13 protein-coding genes are annotated in these 13,749 nt (G+C 60.4%); 7 read left to right on the forward strand and 6 right to left on the reverse strand.

The window, feature by feature from the left end; translation table 11 throughout:
- Nucleotides 1-22: 22 nt before the first annotated feature.
- The 3 genes from pdxH (at nucleotide 23) to FA94_RS06945 (ending at nucleotide 3,344) form a co-directional block, all read left to right on the forward strand.
- Nucleotides 23-664 (forward strand): pyridoxamine 5'-phosphate oxidase, encoded by a 642-nt coding sequence (gene pdxH, locus FA94_RS06935; protein WP_035548241.1) that lies wholly within the window; start codon nucleotides 23-25, stop codon nucleotides 662-664.
- Nucleotides 665-806: 142 nt separating this feature from the next.
- Entirely contained in the window at nucleotides 807-2,021 is a 1,215-nt protein-coding gene (locus FA94_RS06940; RefSeq protein ID WP_035548244.1) for a class I SAM-dependent methyltransferase, read from the forward strand.
- Between the two features lie 72 nt (nucleotides 2,022-2,093).
- A complete protein-coding gene (locus tag FA94_RS06945) occupies nucleotides 2,094-3,344 on the forward strand; it encodes a DUF72 domain-containing protein (RefSeq protein ID WP_035548246.1) in 1,251 nt (416 codons plus the stop codon).
- Between the two features lie 60 nt (nucleotides 3,345-3,404).
- Here the strand turns inward: FA94_RS06945 and msrA are convergent, their stop codons facing one another.
- Entirely contained in the window at nucleotides 3,405-3,953 is a 549-nt protein-coding gene (gene msrA / locus FA94_RS06950; RefSeq protein ID WP_035548249.1) for a peptide-methionine (S)-S-oxide reductase MsrA, read from the reverse strand.
- Between the two features lie 257 nt (nucleotides 3,954-4,210).
- On the opposite strand from msrA, the gene FA94_RS06955 reads away from it, so the two are divergent.
- Nucleotides 4,211-4,720, forward strand: coding sequence for a flavin reductase family protein (locus tag FA94_RS06955; RefSeq protein ID WP_035548252.1), 510 nt, complete (start codon nucleotides 4,211-4,213; stop codon nucleotides 4,718-4,720).
- Nucleotides 4,721-4,763: 43 nt separating this feature from the next.
- On the opposite strand, the gene FA94_RS06960 is transcribed toward FA94_RS06955, so the two are convergent.
- A complete protein-coding gene (locus FA94_RS06960) occupies nucleotides 4,764-5,279 on the reverse strand; it encodes an Lrp/AsnC family transcriptional regulator (protein WP_035548253.1) in 516 nt (171 codons plus the stop codon).
- Nucleotides 5,280-5,409: 130 nt separating this feature from the next.
- On the opposite strand from FA94_RS06960, the gene kynB reads away from it, so the two are divergent.
- The 3 genes from kynB (at nucleotide 5,410) to kynA (ending at nucleotide 8,364) form a co-directional block, all read left to right on the forward strand.
- The gene (gene kynB, locus FA94_RS06965; RefSeq protein WP_035548256.1) at nucleotides 5,410-6,063 is read left to right on the forward strand and encodes an arylformamidase; all 654 of its coding nucleotides are present in this window, start codon (nucleotides 5,410-5,412) and stop codon (nucleotides 6,061-6,063) included.
- 83 nt (nucleotides 6,064-6,146) lie between these two features.
- Nucleotides 6,147-7,397, forward strand: coding sequence for a kynureninase (gene kynU, locus FA94_RS06970; RefSeq protein WP_035548258.1), 1,251 nt, complete (start codon nucleotides 6,147-6,149; stop codon nucleotides 7,395-7,397).
- Between the two features lie 10 nt (nucleotides 7,398-7,407).
- The gene (gene kynA / locus FA94_RS06975) at nucleotides 7,408-8,364 is read left to right on the forward strand and encodes a tryptophan 2,3-dioxygenase (RefSeq protein ID WP_035548260.1); all 957 of its coding nucleotides are present in this window, start codon (nucleotides 7,408-7,410) and stop codon (nucleotides 8,362-8,364) included.
- Between the two features lie 360 nt (nucleotides 8,365-8,724).
- On the opposite strand, the gene FA94_RS06980 is transcribed toward kynA, so the two are convergent.
- The 4 genes from FA94_RS06980 to FA94_RS06995 all read right to left on the reverse strand — a co-directional run bounded on the left by FA94_RS06980 (nucleotide 8,725) and on the right by FA94_RS06995 (nucleotide 13,715).
- Entirely contained in the window at nucleotides 8,725-9,429 is a 705-nt protein-coding gene (locus FA94_RS06980; RefSeq protein ID WP_231584862.1) for a lytic polysaccharide monooxygenase, read from the reverse strand.
- An 875-nt stretch (nucleotides 9,430-10,304) separates the two neighbouring features.
- On the reverse strand, nucleotides 10,305-11,042 hold the full coding sequence (locus tag FA94_RS06985) for an SDR family oxidoreductase (RefSeq protein ID WP_035548264.1): 738 nt from the start codon (nucleotides 11,040-11,042) through the stop codon (nucleotides 10,305-10,307).
- A complete protein-coding gene (locus FA94_RS06990) occupies nucleotides 11,039-12,583 on the reverse strand; it encodes an FGGY-family carbohydrate kinase (protein WP_035548268.1) in 1,545 nt (514 codons plus the stop codon). The genes FA94_RS06985 and FA94_RS06990 overlap by 4 nt, the downstream gene beginning before the upstream one ends.
- A gap of 43 nt (nucleotides 12,584-12,626) precedes the next feature.
- The gene (locus tag FA94_RS06995; RefSeq protein WP_035548271.1) at nucleotides 12,627-13,715 is read right to left on the reverse strand and encodes an alcohol dehydrogenase catalytic domain-containing protein; all 1,089 of its coding nucleotides are present in this window, start codon (nucleotides 13,713-13,715) and stop codon (nucleotides 12,627-12,629) included.
- Nucleotides 13,716-13,749 lie beyond the last annotated feature (34 nt).

A 13,749-nucleotide genomic window follows, 5' to 3' on the forward strand; every position in this document is an offset into this window, starting at 1 on the left:
ACTGTAGCGTTCGCATAAGAACATGACCTCACTCGCCGATCTTCGAAACAACTATTCGCTCGGTTCTTTGGACGTTGCCGATGTCGACCGCAACCCGTTTCGTCAATTCGATACGTGGTTTGAACAGGCCGTCAACGCCCAACTCCCCGAGCCGAATACCATGACGCTCGCCACGGTCGACTCGCGCGGCCGGCCGTCAGCGCGCATTGTGCTGATCAAAGGCGTCGACGAACGCGGCTTCGTGTTCTTCACCAATTACGAAAGCCGCAAGGGCTGCGAACTGACCGCGAATCCGTACGCGAGCCTGCTGTTTTACTGGATCGAACTCGAACGCCAGGTGCGGATCGAGGGCAGCATTGTCAAAACCAGCGCGGAAGAAAGCGACAAGTACTTCGCCTCGCGTCCGCTCGGTTCACGCATCGGTGCATGGGCATCCAATCAGAGTCAGGTAATTGAAAGCCGCTCGCAACTCGAAACACGCGAACGCGAAATCAGCCTGCTCTACGGCGACCAGCCGCCGCGTCCGCCGCATTGGGGCGGCTATCGTTTGGTACCCGAAGCAATCGAATTCTGGCAGGGCCGGCCGTCGCGTCTTCACGACCGTCTGCTCTACACGCGTTCAAGCGAACACAGCGACTGGCAAATCTCCCGTCTGTCGCCCTGAATCGGAATTTAACGCCGTCGCGCGCGCTGCCAACGTAGCGGCGCACGCCGGCCGGATGGCATCTCGCGGCAAGGGAGTTGCGCCGCACTGGGCTGCGATCCACACAAGCTTTGCTTTAATTCAACGGACACGGAGAGATCACATGTTCTGGGAGAAGAAGCTGGCGCAGTGGGTGGAAGACGTAAAAACCAAAGCTAACCTGCCCGCACGCCTCGTGCTGTGGGACGGTCAGCAACATGACTTCGGGCAGTTCGCGGCGCCTCAGGTCACCCTTCATGTCAAAAGCGCCACGGCGCTGCCCTATCTGCTCGAACCGAGCCTCGACAATCTCGGCGAGGCGTACGTGAAAGGCAAGATCGACATCGAAGGCAAGCTGTCGGACATCATCAATATCAGCTACCAGTTGGCGCGCAATACCGTCAACAGCGCGAGCAAGCTGGCGCGCGTGCGGCGCTATTTCCATCACTCGAAAGCGTCGGACAAGAAGGCGATCCAGTATCACTACGACGTCTCGAACGAGTTCTACAAGCTGTGGCTCGACGAGAACATGGTGTACTCGTGTGCGTACTTCGAGAACGGCGACGAAGATCTCGCCACCGCGCAGATCAAGAAGATCGATCACATCCTCACCAAGATCCAGTTGCAGCCCGGGCAGCGTCTGCTCGATATCGGCTGCGGCTGGGGCGCGCTCGTGCTGCGCGCGGCGCAGAAGTTCGGTGCGAAGTGTGTGGGCGTGACGCTCTCGCAGAACCAGTTCGATCTCGCCACCGCGCGCGTGAAAGCCGCGGGTCTCGAAGACCAGATCGAAATTCGTCTGCAGGATTATCGCGACGTCGAAGGACAGTTCGACCGGATTACCAGCGTCGGCATGTTCGAGCACGTGGGCCGCAAGAATCTGCCGGGCTACTTCGAGAAGATTCACGATCTGCTGGTCGATGACGGCGTGGCGATGAACCACGGTATTACGTCGAGCGATTCCGACAGCGGCGAGACCGCGCTGGGCGGCGGCGAGTTTATCGATCGTTATGTGTTCCCGGACGGCGAACTGCCGCACATCGGCCTCGCGCTCGAAGCGATGCAGCGCGGCGGGCTCGAAGCGGTTGACGTCGAAAGCCTGCGCCGTCACTATGCGCACACGCTGGATCTGTGGGCGGACAATTTCGAAGCGCATGCGGACGAAGCCCGCACGCTGGTCGACGACGAAAAATTCCGCATCTGGCGCGTGTACCTCGCCGGTTGCGCGTATGCGTTCGAAGCCGACGACGTCTCGATCTACCAGGTGGTGTGCCGCAAAGCCGGCCGTAGCGCGAAAACCTTGCCGTGGTCGCGCCGTTATATGTACGACAAAGCGCTGTGATGCGGTTGCGCCGCGGCGTCGTGCAATAGCGGCCCGGCGCGGCGCAACCTTTGAACAGCAGGTCGACGATCGATGGGCCAGAGCGGGACAAGTGAAGTTGAGCAGACAGTGACGGGCGCGGTGGACGCCGACGGCGACGCAGTGCAGTTCGATCTGTTCGGGATGCCGGTGGCGCGTGTGGCGGTGGCTGCTGCGCCAAGTGAGGCGGCTGGAAAAGCGTTACGCGAGCAAGCAGAAGCGGAGCCGAAGAAAAAACGCCGCGCCCGCGACGTCATCGCCGCCCCGCCCTCGCCCGAACTCGTCGCACTCGCCGCGAGTCTTCCGCCGCAGATCCACCTCGGCACCTCCACCTGGTCGTTCCCGGGCTGGAACGGCATCGTCTATGGCGACGAATACAGCAACAGCAAACTCTCGCGCGAAGGTCTCACGGCCTATGGCGCGCATCCGCTGCTGAAGACGGTCAGCATCGACCGTTCGTTCTATCAGGCGCTCACGGTCACCGAGTACTTGCGCTACGCGCAGCAGGTACCCGAGCACTTCCGCTTCATCGTCAAAGCGCCGATGACGATCACCGACGCCACCGTGCGCGCCGAACGCGGCGAGCCGGTCTCGCTGAACCCGTGTTTTCTGAACGCGCAAATGGCGATCGACGACTTCGTCACGCCATGCGTCGAAGGACTCGGCGCGAAGGCCGGCGCGCTGGTGTTCCAGCTTTCGCCGTTGCCGGATCAGATGCTTGCGCAGCCGGCGGTGTTCATCGAACGTCTGGCCGAGTTTTTGATGGCCTTGCCCAAGCTGCCCGAGGGCACCTGCTACGCGATCGAAATTCGCGACGCGAGTCTGCTGACGCCGCGCTTCATTCGTACGCTGAAGACCGCGGGCGTGCGCTATTGCGTGGGGATTCACGCGCGCATGCCGGATCCGTTGCGGCAGGCGGCGGCGCTCGCGCTACTGGACGGCGAGCCGGCTGGGCCGCTGATCGTGCGCTGGAGTCTGCACGGCGGCTTCAAATACGAACAGGCGAAAGCCAAGTACGAACCGTTCAACCAGTTGGTCGATCACGACCCGGCGACTCGCGCGTCGCTCGCCGAACTCGCCGCGCGTTACGCGCTGGCCGGCCAGCCGGTGGTGATCGCGATCAACAATAAGGCGGAGGGGTCGGCGCCGCTGAGTTGCGTGGAGTTGGCGCGAGAGATTATCGAAGCGTACGCGCGGCAAGCTCATGAACATGAGAATGAGCACGACGCTGGGCGCGAGGAACACGAAGCCGGCCGCGAGGACCAGGCGCCGCCGCATGAAGAACCGCAACGCGATAGTCCATAAGCGGTAAGGCAATAAACCCCGGCAGATAAGAAAAAAGCGGCCATCGCTGGCCGCTCTCTTTCAACCCGCCTTGATCCGATGCGCGAACTTCTGCCGAAACTTCGCGACCTTCGGCGCCACCACGAACGAGCAGTAGCCCTGATTCGGATGCTGCGCGAAATAGTTCTGATGATAGGCCTCGGCCGGCCAGTAATTGCCGTCCAGCGGCAGCACCTGGGTGACGATCTGATCGTCGTAAATCTGCTGCTCGCCGATCTCGCGAATCGCCTGCAACGCCGTCTCACGCTGCGCTTCCGAGTGCGTGAAAATCACCGACCGGTATTGCGTGCCGACGTCGTTACCTTGCCGGTTCAACTGCGTCGGATCGTGGATCGCGAAGAAAATATCCAGAATCTCGCGATAGTCGATCTTCGCCGGATCGAAGTCGACGTTCACGACTTCAGCGTGACCGGTCACGCCGTCGCACACCTGTTCATAGGTCGGATGCCGGGTCTGGCCGCCCGCATAGCCCGACTCCACCGAGTTCACACCGTCGACGCCCAGATACACCGCTTCGAGGCACCAGAAACACCCGCCACCGAGAGTGGCGACTTCGCCTGTCTGACTCATGCTGCACGCTCCTAGATACGCATAAACGGCCGATGCCGGTTCCGCTTTACCGCAACGCTCATGCCACCACCGGGACCCTCCAGCTTAGTGCGCTTACCCACATGTCGGCTGGGGTCGCGGCCAATTCGCCGCGATTGCAGTTAAAATTGGGATAAATCGACGATTTTCACTATGACTTTCGAATCATTTGTTTTCGGCCACGCGTGCGACGGGTTCATTCCGGAGTGGGTCCCGTCTGCACGAGGGGCATCCTGCCGATGAAGCACGCCAGTCCGCCCAACTTCGACCAGAACGCCTTCAAACAGGCGCTCGGCCAATTCGCCACCGGCGTCACCGTTATTACAACGCGTGCGGCGTCCGGCCAATTGATCGGCATCACGGCCAGTTCGTTTAATTCGGTTTCGCTCGACCCGCCGCTGGTGCTGTGGAGTCTCGCCACGCGCTCGGCCTCGATGCCGGTGTTCCGGTCCAATAGCCATTACGTGGTGAATGTGCTGGCCGCGTCGCAGCTCGATCTGTGCAAACGCTTCGCCACCGTGAAGGGTGACCGCTTCGAAGGCGTGTCGCATGCGGCGGGCGACTCCGGCATGCCGGTGCTCGACGGTGCGCTAGCGTGGTTCGAATGCCATAACCGTAGCCGCTACGAGGAAGGCGATCACGTGATTTTCGTCGGCGAAGTGGAGCGCTGCGGCATCCACGAGAATGCCGCCGAGATCTCGCCGCTGGTGTTCCAGAGCGGCCAGTTCCACGGGCTTAAATCGATCTGAACCGCGCCGCCGCGGCTCATCAGCCGGCGGCGCGTTCGCTCGATCAGCGGTCGTTATGCGCGGTGCCGTGGCCGCTGGTTTTGGTCACCAGCGCCACCGGCACGCCGGAATCTTCCTTCAACGTCTGCAGCACGATATTCGAACGAATATCCATCACGCCGGGCGCCTTGTAGAGGCGCTGCAGCACGAAATCCGAATAGTGTTTGAGGTTGTGCGCGAGAACCCGCAGCAGGTAATGGGTCTCGCCGGTCACGACGAACGCGCCGACCACTTCCGGCCAGTCCCGCACCGCTTCGGCAAAGCGCTCGTGCCAGTTCTCCTGGTCGTTGCGCATGGACACCTGCACGAACGCTTCCAGTTCGAAACCCAGTACTTCGCGGTTCAGACACGCACGGTAATGTTCGATGACGCCCTGCTCCTCCAGGAGGCGCAGACGTCGTAGACAGGCCGATGGCGAGAGCGAGATGCGCTCCGCCAGGTCGAGATTGCTGATCCGTCCTTCTTGCTGAAGCACCGTCAAGATACGGCAATCGGTGGCGTCGAGCGAGATCGCGTTCATATTCGGTCTCCCTTTCCCATTTATGCCAAATTATGTTCCAAGACACGACGCAGAAGGAGATTTTTTCGCAATCACATTTCGCGGCAGGCCACCTATCATTTCGAGATAGACACAATCCGCCGTTGGAGACATGCAAACAATCTGGGACATCACCCCCGCCGTCGATACCGCAACGCCCGTCTGGCCGGGCGATACGCCGGTCGGCATAGAACGCGTGTGGCGCATGGAGGCGGGCTCGCCCGTCAACGTCGCGCGCCTGACGCTGTCGCCGCACACCGGCGCGCACACCGACGCGCCGCTGCACTATGACGCGCAAGGCGCCGCAATCGGCGAAGTGGCGCTCGATGCCTACCTCGGCCGATGCCGCGTGATTCATTGCATCGGCGCCGCGCCTGTTGTGACGCCACAACACCTGACCGGTTCCCTTGACGACCTGCCGCCGCGAGTCTTACTACGCACTTACAAAACCGCGCCAACCGCCGCGTGGGACAGTGCGTTTTGCGCGGTCGCGCCGGAGACGATCGATCTGCTCGCCGCACGCGGCGTGCAACTTATCGGTATCGATACGCCGTCGCTCGATCCGCAAGAGTCGAAGACGATGGATGCGCACCACCGAATCCGCGCGCACCGCATGGCGATTCTCGAAGGCATCGTGCTGGATGCCGTCGCGCCCGGCGACTATGAGCTGATCGCGCTGCCGCTCAAGCTGACCACGCTCGACGCGAGCCCGGTGCGCGCGATCCTGCGTGCGTTGCTGGCGGCGAACGCCGCTGCCGACTTCTGACGCCGACGCCTGCTGAACGCTAAACGGCCAAACGCCGCCGAATCCCCCACCATCCCGCTCCCGATCCGACTGACGGAACCATCATGAACCACCGTGAAGAAGCCCTGGCGCTCGACAGCGCCGACCCGCTCGCCTTACTGCGCGACCAGTTCGCGCTGTCGCCGACCACCATCTATCTCGACGGCAATTCGCTCGGCGTGCCGCCGGCCGCCGCCGCGCAGCGCGCGCAAACCGTGATCGCCGCCGAATGGGGCGAAGGCCTGATCCGCAGCTGGAACAGCGCCGGCTGGTTCGCGCTGCCGCGCCGCCTCGGCAACAAGCTCGCGCCGCTGATCGGCGCGGCGGACAACGAAGTGGTCGTCACCGATACGATTTCGATCAACCTGTTCAAGCTGCTGTCCGCGGCGGTGCGCGTGGCCAATGCACGCGACCCGAAGCGTCGTGTGATCGTGTCCGAGCGCTCGAATTTCCCGACCGATCTGTACATCGCGCAAGGTTTGATCGAACAGCTCGATCGCGGCTATGAACTGCGTCTCGTCGACGATCCGTCCGAATTGCCTGCCGCGATCGGCGACGACACCGCTATTGCGATGATCACGCATGTGAACTACCGCACCGGCTACATGCACGACATGGCCGCGCTGACGAAGCTGATTCACGACAAAGGCGCGCTCGCGCTGTGGGACCTCGCGCACTCGGCCGGCGCCGTGCCGGTCGATCTGAATGGCGTGGGCGCCGATTATGCGGTGGGTTGCACGTACAAGTATCTGAATGGCGGACCGGGCTCGCCCGCATTCGCGTGGGTGGCCCAGCGTCATCAAAACGATTTCACCCAGCCGCTGTCCGGCTGGTGGGGACATCGCGCGCCGTTCGAGATGGACCCGGCGTATCGACCGGATGACGGCATCGGCCGCTTTTTGTGCGGCACGCAGCCGATGGTCTCGATGTCGCTGGTCGAGTGCGGGCTCGATGTGTTTTTGCAAACCGATATGCAGGCGATTCGTCGCAAGTCGCTGGCGTTGACCGATCTGTTCATCGAACTGGTTGAAGCGCGCTGCGGCGAGTTTCCGTTGACGCTCGTCACACCGCGCGAGCATGCGCAGCGGGGTTCGCATGCGAGCTTCGAGCATCCGCATGGCTATGAGGTGATGCAGGCGTTGATCGCGCGTGGCGTGATCGGCGATTATCGCGAGCCGCGTGTGTTGCGGTTTGGTTTTACGCCTTTGTATACGCGCTTTGTGGATGTGTGGGACGCCGTGGAGACGCTGCGCGACGTGCTCGTGCATGAGACCTGGCGAGCGCCTGAATTTGCCGCTCGCGGCGTGGTGACCTGAGGAGCGGGCGATGAACGATCATATGCAAACGCCGGGGTTGCCGGAAGAGAAGCCTGCGCAAGGGTGCCCGTTTGGGCATGGGAGTTTGGAGGCTGGGGCTTCTGCTTCTGCAGCTGCTTCTGTAGCTTCTCCTGCGGATTCTTCAGGCGATGGCTGGCATGACGCGCAGCTCGATTTCTCCGAATCGATGAGTTACGGCGACTATCTGTCGCTCGGGTCCGTGCTCGATGCGCAGCATCCGATGTCGCCGGATCACAATGAGATGCTGTTCATCATTCAGCATCAGACGAGTGAGCTGTGGATGAAGCTCGCGTTGTATGAGCTGCGCGCGGCGCTGCAGGCCGTGCATCGCGATGAATTGCCGCCGGCGTTCAAGATGCTCGCCCGTGTTTCGCGGATCATGGAGCAGCTCGTCCAGGCGTGGAGTGTTCTTGCCACGATGACGCCGTCTGAATACACCGCTATGCGGCCGTTTCTTGGGAGTTCTTCCGGGTTTCAGTCATATCAGTATCGGCAGATTGAGTTTTTGCTCGGCAATAAGAATGAGCAGATGCTGAAGCCGCATGCGCATCGGGCTGAGGTTTTTGCTGAGGTTAAGGCTTCGCTTGAGGCGCCTTCTTTTTATGATGAGGTTGTGCGGTTGCTGGCGCGGCGGGGGTTTCCTATTTCAGCCTCGCGGTTGGAGCGGGACTGGACTCAGCCTACCTTGCATGATGCTTCGGTTGAAGCTGCGTGGCTTGAGGTTTATCGGAATCCTTCCCAGTATTGGGAACTGTATGAGATGGCCGAGGAACTTGTCGATCTTGAAGATGCGTTTCGGCAGTGGCGGTTTCGACATGTCACTACCGTTGAACGGATTATTGGGTTCAAGCAAGGGACTGGTGGGACTAGTGGGGCTACCTATCTGCGGAAGATGCTTGATGTGGTTTTGTTTCCTGAGCTTTGGCATGTTCGGACTATGCTTTAGGTAGGGTTTTGGGCCTGCTCGGCGGGGTGGGGGTTTGGTTGTGGTGTTGGCCTTTACTTGCTGTGTTAGTGGTCTATTAGCGTTGCCCCTGTGCGGGGCCTACTTCTCTTTGCCGCGGCAAAGAGAAGTAGGCAAGAGAAAGCCGCTCACACCGCTAATTCTTAAGTGGATTCCCCGCACAGTTGCGGTAGTGGTGCATCTGGAATCCGAGCTCTCGCGCATTTGGCGTTCGTGACAAGGCAGTCATTCTTCCGGCAGCGCTGCGCGCGCCGCGCGGTTGTTCTCGCGGCGCTGCTCTGGTTGGTCGCGTTGCTGCACCTTCGTCGTGGATCTGGCATGCCGCGCTCTCGTACTCGATTCCTAGAACGGGCTCATTACGGGGCTGCCCTTTGTATCCGTAAAGTGGGTATCGACAACCTGGTAAAAACCCATCTGCGTATCGGCAACTTCCCATACCGCGAGAATGACCTGGTAGCCAGTGCGATCGGGTAATTGGCATTGATGTATCGTCGGTTGAGCAGGCTTCAGATCAAACTTCCAATAAGGTTGGCCGTCGTTCTGGATCGTGCAGAACGGCTTCTCGTCGAACTGCGCTCGCATCAGCGGTTTCGCAGGATCCCAACCGGAACGCGTGATGAAGTAGTTCCAGCGCCGCGTCGCGTGTACCGCCGAATATTCCCACTTGAAAATTTGAATCGAATTGGCCCGCACCGGAATCTTCGTCCATCGGTCCGCGGATTGTTCATTCAATACCGCAATGCGCCCGTTCACACTCGATCCGGCAATCTCGCCATCCTTCGGCGGCTGTGCGTTACGCACATCTTGCGGCGCAAAAAAATCCACCAGGCCCGCCTGCGTGGCGGGGAAAAATTTGCCATTCTCCATCGCGTTGGCCTGCCATGCGTCGACGTTGCAATTGACGTTCTTTCGCTCCACACACAACACAATACGAGAAGCCGGTTGAGTCAATCGCCCGTGAGCATGAACAAGCGTGACGCCGAATAACGCAGTCAACGCAATGGCCCAATGACGCCGCGTGAATGAGCGATACATATTCTCGTACATGGTCTCTTCTCCATAACACTTCCCCCTATCGCGCCATGGCATCTTCGAAGTGCGATAGAGAGAACGGTTGACTATCGAACGGCATCGACAGAGGAGCGCGAGCGCGTGATCTCTATGACGATCCGACGGTGATGCAAGGTGTGCCTTGTGCGTACCAACGGAGAAGGACAACGTGCCTGCCCTCGCACTGACCTCAAAGTAGACGCAAAGTACTAGCCAATGTGCGAGTCCGATGCACGTCAAAATTTCTGACGATGCGCCGGGGACACGCCAACTCACTCGCACAGGTCATCAACATACACGCGAAATTTGCGACAAGAGCCTCCCGCGCTGCTATGCCGCGGACGTGTCGATCGAGAATCAACGACGACGATAAACGCGGGTCACGCCATGAGCGCGAAGAGGAAGAGGAAGAACATCAGCGTCACGAGCGACATGAAATTCGTCGCACGGTCACACGCGAGAAGATCGAATGCTCGTGATGCGCGAGGAAGAAAAACCCAAGAATATGGAACGCCAAAGCTGGCGACCCACCAAAGAGAAATGCCGCGACTGCGCGAGAAACCCGCTTAGCAAGGGCCTTGCGTGAACGACCGCCACGGCGCGCGCAGCGCCGCCGAAAGAATGACTGCTGTGCCACTGCCGCGAAATGCGCGAGAACCCAGATTCCAGATGCACCACTACCGCAACTGTGCGGGGAACCCACTTAAGAATTAGCGGTGTGAGCGGCTTTCTCTTGCCTACTTCTCTTTGCCGCGGCAAAGAGAAGTAGGTGCCGCCCCGCACAGGGGCAACGCTAATAGACCACAAGCAAAAGCAACACAACAAAAGGCAAGCCCAACCACCAAACCACCGCACAGGCCAAAGTCCCAAAACTACCTGGCCGTATACCCCCCATCAACAGCCAAACAAACCCCACTAACCATAGAAGCCCCCTCACTCAGCAAAAACAAAACAGGAACAGCGACTTCACGAGACTCAGCAAACCGCCCAAGAGGAATAGCCTTCAAGGCGGGCTCACGCTTAACAGGATCACTCCAGGCCAGCACCGCCATAGGTGTCAACGTAACCGTAGGATTCACACTATTAACCCGAATCCCAAACTCCCCCAACTCAACACACAGAGAACGAGTCACAGCATCAAGCGCAGCCTTGGAAGCCGAGTAACTCAAATGATCATCCAGAGCCACAAGCGCAGCTTGGCTAGAGACATTGACGATACTGCCCGCGCGCTTAGCGCCGATCATCCCCAGCGCCACATGCTTCGCAACCAGCACGGCCCCCCGAGCATTCACCGCCATCACCCGATCGAAACTAGCCGCCGTGGTATCCACCGCCCGCTCGAGCAACGCGATCCCCGCACAATTCACGAGCCCATCGAACACCCCAAGCGATTCGAACGCCTCATCGATGGCGCCTTCATCGCTCACATCGAGCATCAACGGCTCACAACCCGTCTCTTCAGCCAACCGCGCCAACTCATTCACATTCCGCGCAGCGGCAACAACATGCGCGCCAGAGGCACACAAAGCCTCGACGATAGCCCGCCCAATCCCACTAGAAGCGCCCGTAACGAGAACCGACCGCCCAGAAAAATCAAAAGTAGCATTCATGATGTCTGCAACCGATGCATGACCGGCTTCAACGCCGGATACAAATCCGTATAAATGCCGAACCGCTGTTCATACAGCGCCATCCGCACCGCGTCCGGCTGCGCCCGTTCCACCAGCGTCACCCAACCGCCCTGCGCCTCTTCCCGCGACACCAAGCCAACACCCACACCCGCGAGCAGCGCCGCGCCCATCGCCGCCTCGACATCCTGCTCAATCGTATAGACCGGATAACCCGTCACGTCCGCGATAATCTGCATCCACAAATCCGAATGCGCGGCGCCGCCCACCACGATCAATTTGTCATCCAGCGACAACGCGCCTTGACGTCCCGCCTCGATGTTGTGCTTCAGCGCAAAAGACACGCCCTCCAACACCGCGCGATACAAATGCCCCCGCGTATGGAAGAGACTGAGTCCGACAAACGCGCCGCTCGCCTTCGCATCCCACACGGGACTCCGCTCGCCCATCAGATACGGCAGGAACATCACCCCATCCGACCCGGCCGGCACGTTCGCGGCGGTTTCCTCGAGCAACCGATGCGGATCGCCATGCGGCGTCGCACGCGCCGCCTCGATCTCCGCGTGACAGAACTGCTCGCGATACCACGTCACCGACGCGCCCGCCGTAATCGCGCCGCCGAACACATAAATATCGTGCTGCCCATTGAACACGTGCGGCATGCTGATCAACCCATGCCGCGCATCGACGCTCTGATTGATATAACCCCAACACATGCTGGTGCCGATCATCGCCACATGCTGCCCCGCGTGCGTGACGCCGGCGGCGAACGTCGCCATCGCCGCATCGACGCCGCCGGCCACGATCGCCGTGCCTGCATCCAATCCAAGCGTCTCGGTCCATTGCGTTAGCAAGCCGCCCACCACGTCGGACGATTCGACCAATCGCTCCGGCATCATGGTCGCGGGAATGCCGAGCATGTCCAATGCCTCGTCCGACCAGTCGCGTTTCGCCATATCGTAGATACCGCCGATATTGCCGGCCGAACTGTGATCGACCGCCACCTCGCCGGTCAGCATGTAGATCACGTACGCATTCGGCGGCAGGAAATAACGCGTATGCGCCCACCCTTCCGGCTCGTTATCGCGCAACCACAACATCTTCGTATAACCGTAATAGCTGTCCACGCCATTACCGGTAATCGTGCGCAGCCGCTCGAGATCGACGTTCGAGCGCACCCATTCCACCTGCGCGGTCGCGCGGCGATCCATCCAGATCAGACACGGATATAGCGGCCGCATTTCGCTATCCACCGGAATGCCCGAGCCGCCGTACAGACTGCTCACGCACACCGCCTTGATCGACTTCGCCGCGACGCCCGCCTCCTTCGCCTTCGCAACGCACGCGGCGATGCACTCCACGACCGCCTTGAACCACACTGCGGGCCATTGTTCGGCCCACAGCGGCTTAGGCGTATCCGGCTGATAGCTCGACGCATGTTGCGCGACGATCGCGCCGTGCCGGTCGACGAGCAACGCCTTGGTACTCTGCGTGCCGATATCGACGCCGATGACGTAATCCATACAGTCTCCGTTTTATTGGCCGCTTATCCCGTCCCGACGAGGCTCAGGCGCGCGGCTTCATCAACACCTTGATCGAATCGAGCGAGTTCGCGACCTTGATCGCCTCGTCCCATTCTTCCAACGAAAAGCCGTGCGTCACGATCCCTTTCGACGTCACCAGTCCGCGCGCCAGCAGATCGATCGCGATCGGATAGCAGTACGGTCCGAGATGCGCGCCACGCACGTCGAGTTCCTTGCGGTCGCCGATCACCGACCAGTCGAGCGTGGTATCCGCGCCGAACACGGAGAACTCGACGAAACGCCCGAGCTTGCGAATCAGGTCCATGCCCTGATTCACGCCGATCGGCGCGCCGGTGGTTTCAATATACACATCGCAACCGTAGCCGTCAGTGAGCGAATGAACGATGTCCAACGCGTCTTCCTGTTTCGGATTGATCGTCACGTCGGCGCCGTATTCGCGCGCGAGCGCGAGCCGTTCTTCCACCAGATCGATCACCACCAGTTTCTTCGGTGTTTTCAGATGCGCGATTTGCGTCATCATCAGTCCCAGCGGCCCGGCGCCCGCGATCACGACGACGTCGTCGAGTTGCACTTCACCGCGATTGACGGTGTGAATCGCACACGCCAATGGTTCGATGATCGCGGCGTCTTCGAGCGAAATGCCATCGGGAATCTTGTGTACGATCGCCGTCGGCGGAATCCGCATGTACTCGGCCATGCCGCCGTCCGCTACTTCGCGCTGGAAGCCGAAGATGTTGTGCACCTCGCACATCCAGTACTTGCCGGATTTGCAATACCGGCATTTGCCGCAGGGCACGATCTGTTCAGCGATCACCCGGTCGCCCATCTTTACGCCGAAATGCTCCGCCGCGCCCTCGCCGATCTCTTCGATGAAACCGAAGAACTCGTGCCCCGGAATCACCGGCGCTTTCACCCACGGGCTCGGGCCGCCCCAGAACATCTTCGCGCCGGAATGGCATTTGCAATCGCTCGCGCAGATACCGCACGCGGCAATGCGAATCACCAGTTCATGCGCACGCGCCGTGGGTTTCGACACCTGTTCGACGCGATAGTCTTTCGGTGCATGACAGACAATGGCTGTCATGTTCTGCTTGTCGGTTTGAGTCGTCATTGCTGTGGTCCTGCTTGAAATGGGAAGTCAGTGG

The organism is Burkholderia sp. 9120, from assembly GCF_000745015.1.
GTDB lineage: Bacteria > Pseudomonadota > Gammaproteobacteria > Burkholderiales > Burkholderiaceae > Paraburkholderia.

Excerpts from the sequence above, each read along its gene's own strand:
- FA94_RS06995 (WP_035548271.1), bottom strand. The coding sequence starts at position 13,715 with ATGACGACTCAAACCGACAAGCAGAACATGACAGCCATTGTCTGTCAT.
- FA94_RS06990 (WP_035548268.1), bottom strand. The coding sequence starts at position 12,583 with ATGGATTACGTCATCGGCGTCGATATCGGCACGCAGAGTACCAAGGCG.
- FA94_RS06955 (WP_035548252.1), top strand. The coding sequence starts at position 4,211 with ATGAAGCACGCCAGTCCGCCCAACTTCGACCAGAACGCCTTCAAACAG.
- FA94_RS06945 (WP_035548246.1), top strand. The coding sequence starts at position 2,094 with ATGGGCCAGAGCGGGACAAGTGAAGTTGAGCAGACAGTGACGGGCGCG.
- msrA (WP_035548249.1), bottom strand. The coding sequence starts at position 3,953 with ATGAGTCAGACAGGCGAAGTCGCCACTCTCGGTGGCGGGTGTTTCTGG.
- pdxH (WP_035548241.1), top strand. The coding sequence starts at position 23 with ATGACCTCACTCGCCGATCTTCGAAACAACTATTCGCTCGGTTCTTTG.
- FA94_RS06940 (WP_035548244.1), top strand. The coding sequence starts at position 807 with ATGTTCTGGGAGAAGAAGCTGGCGCAGTGGGTGGAAGACGTAAAAACC.
- kynB (WP_035548256.1), top strand. The coding sequence starts at position 5,410 with ATGCAAACAATCTGGGACATCACCCCCGCCGTCGATACCGCAACGCCC.
- FA94_RS06960 (WP_035548253.1), bottom strand. The coding sequence starts at position 5,279 with ATGAACGCGATCTCGCTCGACGCCACCGATTGCCGTATCTTGACGGTG.
- FA94_RS06985 (WP_035548264.1), bottom strand. The coding sequence starts at position 11,042 with ATGAATGCTACTTTTGATTTTTCTGGGCGGTCGGTTCTCGTTACGGGC.
- kynU (WP_035548258.1), top strand. The coding sequence starts at position 6,147 with ATGAACCACCGTGAAGAAGCCCTGGCGCTCGACAGCGCCGACCCGCTC.
- FA94_RS06980 (WP_231584862.1), bottom strand. The coding sequence starts at position 9,429 with ATGTACGAGAATATGTATCGCTCATTCACGCGGCGTCATTGGGCCATT.
- kynA (WP_035548260.1), top strand. The coding sequence starts at position 7,408 with ATGAACGATCATATGCAAACGCCGGGGTTGCCGGAAGAGAAGCCTGCG.